Annotated in this window: 8 protein-coding genes; 2 read left to right on the plus strand and 6 right to left on the minus strand. The window is 70.1% G+C overall.

The features are described from left to right. Positions 1-3: 3 nt before the first annotated feature. Entirely contained in the window at positions 4-534 is a 531-nt protein-coding gene (locus O9271_RS01220) for a nuclear transport factor 2 family protein (protein ID WP_298265393.1), read from the minus strand. 139 nt (positions 535-673) lie between these two features. Here O9271_RS01220 and O9271_RS01225 point away from each other — a divergent pair, with 139 nt between their 5' ends. Then, positions 674-1072 (plus strand): hypothetical protein, encoded by a 399-nt coding sequence (locus tag O9271_RS01225; RefSeq protein ID WP_298265395.1) that lies wholly within the window; start codon positions 674-676, stop codon positions 1070-1072. Positions 1073-1121: 49 nt separating this feature from the next. Here the strand turns inward: O9271_RS01225 and O9271_RS01230 are convergent, their stop codons facing one another. The 5 genes from O9271_RS01230 to O9271_RS01250 form a co-directional block, all read right to left on the minus strand. Then, positions 1122-1973, minus strand: a complete 852-nt coding sequence (locus tag O9271_RS01230; RefSeq protein ID WP_298265398.1) for a hypothetical protein — start codon at positions 1971-1973, stop codon at positions 1122-1124. 7 nt (positions 1974-1980) lie between these two features. After that, on the minus strand, positions 1981-4203 hold the full coding sequence (locus tag O9271_RS01235) for a penicillin acylase family protein (protein ID WP_298265401.1): 2223 nt from the start codon (positions 4201-4203) through the stop codon (positions 1981-1983). After that, on the minus strand, positions 4200-4778 hold the full coding sequence (locus O9271_RS01240; RefSeq protein ID WP_298265403.1) for an RsmD family RNA methyltransferase: 579 nt from the start codon (positions 4776-4778) through the stop codon (positions 4200-4202). The genes O9271_RS01235 and O9271_RS01240 overlap by 4 nt, the downstream gene beginning before the upstream one ends. A 2-nt stretch (positions 4779-4780) precedes the next feature. Beyond that, complete coding sequence (locus O9271_RS01245; protein WP_298265405.1) at positions 4781-5161, minus strand: group II truncated hemoglobin; 381 nt, start codon at positions 5159-5161, stop codon at positions 4781-4783. A 133-nt stretch (positions 5162-5294) separates the two neighbouring features. Continuing rightward, positions 5295-6005, minus strand: a complete 711-nt coding sequence (locus O9271_RS01250; protein ID WP_298265408.1) for a hypothetical protein — start codon at positions 6003-6005, stop codon at positions 5295-5297. A gap of 306 nt (positions 6006-6311) precedes the next feature. Here O9271_RS01250 and O9271_RS01255 point away from each other — a divergent pair, with 306 nt between their 5' ends. Continuing rightward, positions 6312-6836, plus strand: a complete 525-nt coding sequence (locus O9271_RS01255; RefSeq protein ID WP_298265411.1) for a DUF4440 domain-containing protein — start codon at positions 6312-6314, stop codon at positions 6834-6836. Positions 6837-7489 lie beyond the last annotated feature (653 nt).

The raw sequence follows: 7489 nt of genomic DNA on the forward strand, positions 1-7489 counted from the left end.
CCGTCACGACGGCTTCGTCCACTGCTCGCATCCCGTCGTGCGGCGCGTGTCGGCGAGTTCGAGGATGGACCAGGCCCCGCCTTCGCCGCGCACGAGCAGAAAGTGGTCCACGCCGCAGTGTGAGAACTTTGCGCCGGCAAAGAAGGCGTAGTCCACCCACACCGACGCCAGATCGCCGTCGATGAACACCTTTTCGTTGGCGATGCGCTCATCCCACACATCGGCGTGCGGCGTTCCCACCGCCTTCGCGAAGTTGTCGGCGCCGTTCTCCACCGTCGTGCGTCGCACCCCGCCACGGCTGGTCACCGTGATCATGCGCACACGGCTGTCGAAGACCGACCGTACCATGCTCGAATCCCCCTTCCGCATGCCATCGAACAAGCGAGTGATGACCGCCATGACGGCCTTGGTGTCGGCAGCGAGGGTGCTGCTGGCCGGCGCCTGCGCCTGCAGGGCGCGAACGGGTGACACGGCACTCGCGGCAAGGAACATGACGAGCGGCAGGGCAACGGACGGACGAAAACGACGCAACATGCGGTTCACCTCGAAAAGATTGGCACACTGATCCTTGGACAGCCCGGTGCGGCCTGCGGGTTGCCCGCTGATTGCCCTTCCGCGTTCCGACGCACATCCTACGGCGTTGGTGTCGCGTTGGCCAACCACCCATACGGACATGTCCCTCCTTCGTTTCTCTCTCGCCGCGGCCGCATGCCTCGCGGCGCCCTGCCTGCAGGCCCAACGCCTGCAGCCCGTGGGGGCACTCGCCGGCAACAATGCCGTGGCCCTCGAAACCAAGACGGTCAAGCGCGGCACCAGCGAGATCACGGCCACCCTGCGCACCACCTTCGCCAAGCCCGCCAAGGCGCCCGGCGGCGAGTGGTTCGGCTCGCGTACCGTGGTCGCGGTGCGCTGTGCCGAGGGGACCGTGGCGGTGAAGGAGAACCGCTACTATGGCGATGCGACGTTCACCAAGGTCGCCAGCGAAAAGATCGTGAAGATCCCGGGTTACGCCGCACCCGTGCCCGGCTCCGTACCGGCGCTGGCGCTGAAAGCGCTGTGTCCGGCCAAGTAGTCGACCGAGAGACGCGAGCGGGGGAACAGCTGCAGCGAGCGAGGAGGGCTCAGCGCTGCGTGTGAGGCTCCATCACCGTGAGCAGCGCCCCCAGCGCCGTGGCCCGGCCGCCGTGTTCGGGGATGTGAATGGCGGCGTGGTAATACTGCCCCACCAGATTGAAGGTGCGACGGACGCTGGGCAGGTCGGTGAGGTGCCCCACGATGACCGTGTCGGTGAGCTGCTCGGCGCGCGCCGCATTGATGGCGATGACGGCAATGACCTGCCCCACCATGTTGACGAGCGCGGCCGCCGTGTCCTCACGCGACGCGTCGACGGCGTGGCGCGCCACCCGGCCGAAGTTCACCGCGGTGGTTTCGGGCGGGAGCGAGCCGATGGCCTGCCCGAGAATTTCCCCGATGGTGAGGTTGAGCGCGGTGTCGGTGCCCGCCTGCGCCAGCGCGTCGATGTCCCGCGGGTCCACCGTCCCCACGAGCAGGCGCGCCAACCCCACGAGCGTACCGCCACCCACGCCCGTGCCGCTCACATGCCGATACCCCTCGGGGCCGGCGGCCACCACCGCCGTACCGGAGCCGGCGCTGGCCACCGCCGCCCGCTCGAGGCCGGCGAGCGCCAGACCGCCGCGGCCAATGGCATGCACTTCCGCCACCTGATGCACGGCGCGCCCGTCGAGCGTGGCCGACAGCGTCGTGCGGTTGCCGCCAGTCACGGCAATCCACCGCACGTCCGATGGCGTCACGCCGCCGTGCGCGAGCACGGTGCGCACACGGTCATCACTGGGGTGCCCTTCGCTGGGGAGACGCCAGTGCTGGATCGTGGCACCGTCGTGGATCACCACGTCGGTGTTGCTGGCGCCGAAGTCGACGGCGGCGGCAGGCAGGGGCGCGGAATCCTCGCTCACGGGGGCGTCACTGCCCCGGCTGGTACGTGCGCACGGCGTGCTTCTCCACGTCGGCGCGGTAGAAGCTCACGTCCTTGAACTGCCCGGTGGCGTAGCGCTCACCCTGGTTGAAGAAGTACGGCGAACTCGGGTCGGCATTCACGCCGCCGGCGAGCACACTCTTTGCGCGCACCTTGGGCCCGAACTCCACCGCTGCGACAAAGCTGTTGCCGCGATTCCCGTAGTACTTCTTGGTGGTGCGCACGCCGGTCTGGCCGTACGCGGCCAGTGATCCCCAGTTGGCCGAGGCGAAGGGCACGGGGAGGCTCGGCTTGCTGTCGTCGAAGCCGGCACCGATCTCGCCGCTGAGACGCTGGAAGCGGTTCACGTCGCCCCAGGGCATCTGCCACGAGCCGAAGTCGGCGGTGAGCCGGTCGCTGGCCTTGGCGAGCGCCGCCAGCAGTGCAGCCGACTGTGCACGCGTGGCGATGAAGTCGAGCACCGGCAGCCCCGCCTGCCGCGCGGCCGCGCCGGACGCCGCCGTGATGTCCTCGCCGTAGGCGTTGGCCAGCGTCATGGCCACGCTCGCCACGCCGAAACGATAATCCCAGCCGCGCAGCGTGCGCACCGGCACCACGAGCTTCGCCTTGAGCGGGTCAGTGTCGGGGAGCGCGTCCCACGCCTTCACCACCGGCGGCACGATCTGCTCCATGGCGGGCAGGTAGCTGTCGTACGCGGCCCCAATGAGATGGTCGAGGGTGAAGTCCTTGCGGTTCTGCAGCACGCGCACGGCGTGCACGCCGCGCGGGTTGTCCTCGCGCTGCTCCGACATGTATACCGGCCAGTCGCCGATCTTCGGGCTGTTCGCGCCCGCGGCGGTGAACGGCCAGTTGTTGGTGTTCATGAGCCAGCCGTTCGACGGATTCTTGAGCAGGATCATCTCGTCGAGCGTGTGCAGCCCCTGCCACTCGGTGCGCGGATCGCTGCCGTCCACCGGACGACGGAAGTCGATGCTGGTGTCGCGCTTGGGGATGAAGTTGCCGTGGAAGTACGCGATCACGCCGTCGGCATCGGCGTACACGGTGTTGTTCGACGAGTTGGTGCGCCGCGTCATGACCTGCTTGAACTCGTCGAACGTCCTGGCCTTGGTGCGGCCGTAGCTCTGCTGGATGGCCTCGAGCGGGTTGTTCATCATCTTCACCGCCACCCATTTGCCGCCCTGCTCGCGAATGACCGGCCCGTGATGCGTGAAGTAGGCCGTGACCACCTTCTCGGCCATGCCGTTCGCCGTCTTGTACGGCAGGCGGATGGTCCGGGCCACCACGGGGCGGCTGCCGGTGCCGTAGCGATACGTGAATCCCTTGCCCTTGGGGGTGACCGTTTCGAGATACTCGTCGATCACGTCGCCGCCACCGGAGGTGTGCATCCAGCCGAGGCGTTCGTTGAAGCCCTGGTAGATGAAGAACTGCCCCCACGTCACGGCGCCGTAGGCATTGAGCCCGTCCTCGCTCACCATGTGAATCTCGGGGCGGAAGTAGAAGCTCGTGTGCGGGTTGATCATGAGCAGCGCGTGGCCGTTCACGGTGTTCTGCGGCGCGACGGCAAAGCCGTTGGAGCCGCCGGGCTCCGTGCCGAAGGGCGACGGCTCGGCGTCGACCTCATCGCGCGACGGCGACGCGGTGCCCCCGGCGCGGGGGCCGTAGAACTGCTCGAGGGCGCGCAAGTTCACGCTTTCGATGTCGCCGCCAATCGAGCCCTCGCTGAACGACAGCGCCATCCACGGCTCATAGCGCGTGAGCAGCCGCGGCTTCACCTGCGGGTGCGTGGCGAGGAAGTAGTTGAGCGCATCGGCCCACGCCGTCATGAGCGCCTTCATGGGGGCCGGACTCACCGCGAACTGCTTCTTGAGCTCGAGCGTGTCGATGAAGAGCTTCATGCGCAGGTCGCGCCAGATTTCGCGTTCTCCCTCCACTTCGGCGAGCCGCCCGAGGGCGTTGATGTAGTTGGTCTCGACACGCGGAAAGTCGTCCTCGGCCTGCGCGTAGACCATGCCGAATACGGCATCGGCGTCGGTCTTGCCGTACACATGCGCCACGCCGTACTGATCGCGCATGATGGTCACGCGCTTCGCCTGCTCGGCCCAGCGCGCGGACGGCGTGGTGGCCGGCTGCGCGGCGAGGGAGCCGGCCGGCGACAGCGAGGCCACCAACAGGAGCGCGGTGGCAGCAGAGCAACGAAGCGAAGGAGTCATGGCCTGGTGGGGGAAGCCGGGGGAGGGAGCGGCGGGCGGGCGGCCGGGGCCTGGTCGGCCACGGCCCGATACACGGAGATGGCGGTTTCCTCGAAGCGCGCGTGCGAGGCGGCACGAGGCAGCTGGTGCGTGGTGGCGTGCTCCGCCACGAGGATACGGGACCACGGCGCACGCTGCCACCGCTCAATGAGCCGGTCGAGCATGCGCGATTCGTACGGCGGGTCGGCAAAAGCCACGTCGTACCGATCGGGGGGCAGAATATCGGCGAAGGGGAGTGCGTCCTTCTTGTACACGCGCGTCTTCTCCATCACGCGCAGCGCCTTGATGTTGGCCTGCAGGGCGTGCAGACTGGCCGGCCGGAACTCCACGAAGTCCACGTACTTGGCGCCGCGCGAGAGGGCCTCGAGTCCCAGCGCTCCCGTGCCGGCGAACAGGTCGAGCACTCGCGCCCCCTCGAGGTCGTTGCGCAGCAGCTTCATCATGTGCACGCGCACCTCCTCGGCGGTGGGGCGCACCCGGAAGTCGTTGGGTGACGTGAGGGTACGTCCGCCGAATTTTCCGCCGACAATGCGCATGATCAGCCCGGTTCGTTGCGCATGTGATCGGCGAGCTGCTGCAGGCGCTCGCGCAGGAACGCTTTCAGCTCCTCGGGCGCATCGTGCTCGGCCAGCGCGCGATCCATGCACCAGAGCCACTCGTCGCGTTCGCGCGCGCCAATGGCGAAGGGGAAATGGCGCATGCGCAGCCGCGGGTGGCCGTACTCCTCCACATACAACTGCGGCCCGCCGGTCCAGCCGCTCATGAACTTGTAGAGCTTTTCGCGCGACACCTTGAGGTTGCGCGCGTGCAGCGTGCGAATGGTGGCCGCCTCGGGCGCGGTGTCCATGAGGTCGTAGAAGCGGTCCACGAGCACGCGAATGCCGGCGTCGCCTCCCAGCTGATCGAAGTGGGTGGTCACCCGCGGAACGCTAGCGGAGCGGCTGAGTGACGGGCAAGCACCACGGGTGGCCGTTGCGGCATCTCACCGCCGCGGCCACCCGGTCAGATCACGGCCACCGCGCGATCGGATCGCACGCTGTGGCAGCGTATGGTCAGCGCGGAAACGTGGGGCGGCGAATTCCACCGCCGTTGGCGATCACCCCGCCAATGGCACCCCCCATCACCCCGCCGCCCGCCAGGATGACGTCGCCGCCCATGCCGCCCATGCCGCCATTGGCGCCACCACGCCGCCGGCCGGCCCGGCGCCGATCGTGCTCTTCGCAGTTATCGATCCCGGCGGCGCCACCGCGGATGATCACACCGATCAGTGTGCCCCAGCCGCCGCCGCGGCGGCCACGCCCCTCACCATGGTCGGCCGCGGCCTCCCCGTCGCTCCCCGCCGACGGTCCACGCGACACGGGCATGGGGGCGGGATCAGGGGCCGACGCCTCCGGCGCTTCCACGGGTACCGGCGCCGGCGCCTCCTCTGCGGCGGCCGCATCGGCCACCACCGGTGCTTCGGCTTGCTCGGGCGGCGCCACGGCGGCCACCTCCTCCGGCGGCCGCTGCGGCGCCGGCCGCGGCGCACGGCGCGGCGCCACCACGGCATCACGACGGCCAGCCTCGGTACCGCTGGGCGCCCCGCGCAGGCCACCCTCCAGCGCCGACACCACGACCGTCTGCGGTCGGCGCGCCTGCTCCGCCAGATCCAGGTCGCGTTCGAGATCGGCCGTCATGGTGGCCGACTCCGTACCGCCGCACCCCAGCAGCCCCGCGACCGTCAGCCCCGCCGCCAGGGCCCTGCGTGCGCCATGCGTTGCCATCTGCACCGATCCTCCCGCGTCGCCAACCTGCCCCAGTTCCGGCACCCGGACCCCCCGGATACCCGCCGTCCATGGTTGGGCAAGGCAATTGCCGGACCATCCCGGCGTTCACCGTGTTTCAGAGGGACGCGGAGCGCCGCAGCGTGATGGCACGTCCGCGCCTGTGGACAGTTCGCCGCGCACCCTGTCCTTTCCCCGAGAATGACTTCCCACGGCTCGTCCCAGCCTCCGCTGCCCGCCTTCCGCAGCACCGCGCACCGGTGCCGTTCGCGCCTGCCCCGGAGCCCGCGGCCGGTACGTCTGGCCGTGGCCGCTGCCTGGGTCGGCATGCTCTCCCTCACCGGCGCGTGCCAGCGTTCCGACCGGCTGACGACGGCTGAACGCACCGCCATCGCCGACACCCTCACCACCCTCGTGACGCAGGCGTACGACCTGCGACAGGCCGATGCCCCGGAGCGACTGCTGGCGCTCTACCCGGACAGCGGGCGGGTGATCTCGGCGGTGGCGGGGCGGGTGACGACCACGCGTGACACCCTCGCCGGGGAGATTCGGGGCTTCTGGGAGCGGGTGGGGCAGAACATGCGCGAGCCACGCTTCGAGCTGGGCTCGACCTATGTCGACCTCATCACGCGCGATGCGGCGGTGGTCACGCTGACTTACCGCATTCCGCACCTGACGCCGCGCCACACCCCCCATGTGGTGGGCGGAGCCTGGACGATGCTGTGGCGACGACAGAATGGTCGCTGGCGCATTGTGCAGGAGCATCTCTCCGATACGCCGGAAAGTACGGAGCCGGGACCGCAGGCTACCATCTCGCATTCTTCGCACTGACCGGGTCGGGGTTCTGGTCGTGGCGCGGGTCGCGGCACTGCCACCACGGTCGGGGTACTGCCACAGCGGTCGGGGTACCGCCACTGCGGTCGGGGTCTTCCTCCAGTCGGGGTTTGGGCCCGGGTCGGGGTCTTTAGGGCAGTCGGGGTCGGGGCTCCGGTCTGGCCGACGCTGCGCTGGGCGTCTGGGGGCGGCGGTTGCGGGGTCGGGGGGCGTGGGTTGGCGTGGTGTGCCCCGACAGGTAGCCCCCGGCCTCGACCCTGACCCCGCCGCCCGCTGTCTGGGTCGGGGCCCGGGTCTGGCCGACGCTGCGCTGGGCGTTGGGGGGGGCAGTCGGGGGGGGGCGTAGGTCGGCGTGGTGTGCCCCGACAGGTAGCCCCTGGCCTCGACCCTGACCCCGCCGCCCGCTGTCTGGGTCGGGGCTCCGGCCTGGCCGACGCTGCGCTGGGCGTCTGGGGGCGGCGGTCTGGGGGGGCGGGGGGGGGGCGTAGGTCGGCGTGGTGTGCCCCGACAGGTAGCCCCAAGCCCCGACCCTGACCCCGCCGCCTCCTGTCTGGGTCGGGGCTGGGGTCTGGCCGACGCTGCGCTGGGCGTTGGGGGGGCGGTCGGGGGCGCGCGCGGCGGGGGGCGGTCGGGGGGCAGGGGTTGGGGGG

This window comes from Gemmatimonas sp., from assembly GCF_027531815.1.
Lineage (GTDB): Bacteria > Gemmatimonadota > Gemmatimonadetes > Gemmatimonadales > Gemmatimonadaceae > Gemmatimonas.